The organism is Bradyrhizobium sp. 17 (assembly GCF_023073515.1).
Classification (GTDB): domain Bacteria; phylum Pseudomonadota; class Alphaproteobacteria; order Rhizobiales; family Xanthobacteraceae; genus Bradyrhizobium; species Bradyrhizobium canariense_D.
Genome location: NZ_JADPJQ010000081.1, coordinates 1 through 1,377, shown reverse-complemented (window position 1 = coordinate 1,377; position 1,377 = coordinate 1). Strand labels below are relative to the sequence as shown.

The 1,377-nt window shown below is 59.3% G+C and carries 1 protein-coding gene; it reads left to right on the top strand.

Annotation, left to right across the window (positions count from 1 at the left end):
* The first annotated feature begins 77 nt into the window (after positions 1–77).
* Positions 78–1,106 (top strand): IS110 family transposase, encoded by a 1,029-nt coding sequence (locus IVB13_RS16705; protein ID WP_007600253.1) that lies wholly within the window; start codon positions 78–80, stop codon positions 1,104–1,106.
* Positions 1,107–1,377: the final 271 nt, after the last annotated feature.

Here is a 1,377-nt window from a genome sequence, read left to right as displayed (position 1 = left end):
GTGCTGGTGTGGACGGCCTCTCATCCCCACGGTTCTATGGCGCTGTCAGCGTCACAGCTAGATGAGAGGAAAGTCTGATGAATCTTCCTGTTCGCATCGGTATGGACACTTCCAAGTCGGTTTTCCAGCTTCATGGTGTTGATGAGAACGAGGTGGTGGTGGTCCGCCGCCAGTTCCGGCGAGCCGAGATGATCCGCTACTTCGAGCGGCTTCCACCGGTTCTCGTCGCCATCGAGTCCTGCGGCAGCTCGCATCATTGGGCGCGCCTGCTGCAGTCGTTCGGTCACGAGGTGAAGCTGATCCCACCTCAGTACGTGAAGGCTTACGTGAAGCGCGGCAAGAACGACGCGGCCGATGCCGAAGCGCTGTGCGAGGCGGTCACCCGGCCGAGTATGCGGTTTGTACCGGTCAAATCGAAGGAACGCCAAGCGGCCTGCATGTTAATGACTGTGCGGGAACGCCTGGTCAGCGTGAAGTCGCAGCTTTCCAATGCTTTCAGGAGCTATGCGGCTGAGTTTGGCATCGTCGGCCCCGCCGGTCGGCAGAATGTCGCGCAACTTATCAAGCGGGTGCTCGAGGATGATAGCTTACCGGAAATGGCAAAGGATCTCTTCCGACTCCAAGCAGAGGAATATGCCACGGTCGAAGCCCGCCTGGCAAAGATCGAAGCCAAGCTGATGAGGTGGCACCGCGACGATGATGTCAGCAGGCGGATCGCGACAATTCCCGGCGTCGGTCCGATTGGGTCGTCCATGCTAAGCATGAAGGCGCCGCCGCCGGAGACGTTCAGGTCAGGCCGCGACTTTGCCGCTTGGCTCGGACTGACACCCAAGGATCATTCGACGGGCGGCCGGCAAAGATATGGCGGAATCACAAAGGCCGGAGACTCAATGCTCCGATCGACGTTGATTGTCGGCGCGACCGCGCTGCTAAGGCACATTCGAAAGGGCCGTCATAAGCCGACACCCTGGCTTGCATCGCTACTGGAGCGAAAGCCGCCGAAATTGGTGGCGGTGGCCTTGGCCAACAAGTTCGCCCGTATCGCTTGGCGATTGATGATATCGGGCGGAGTATACAACCGACCGGTAGCCGCCATGCCCGTCTGATCTGAAATCGGCACCGCGAGCGAGTTGCTCGGCGGATAGCCCACGAACTTGCAGGACGCAGTAGATGGAAGGACCGATCGGTCGATACGCGCGAGCTTCCGTAGATTACACTGGCATCATCAAGGTCGCCTATGTGCTTGGAGCGTGCGTAGCGAACACCATCTTGGCCAGCGGACTTTGTCCGCGCAAACAGGCCGGACATCTGATAGCAAGCGATCAGGTCAAAAGTCTGCTACCATCCTGACAAGTGGGGGGCCGTCCACATCTGCAA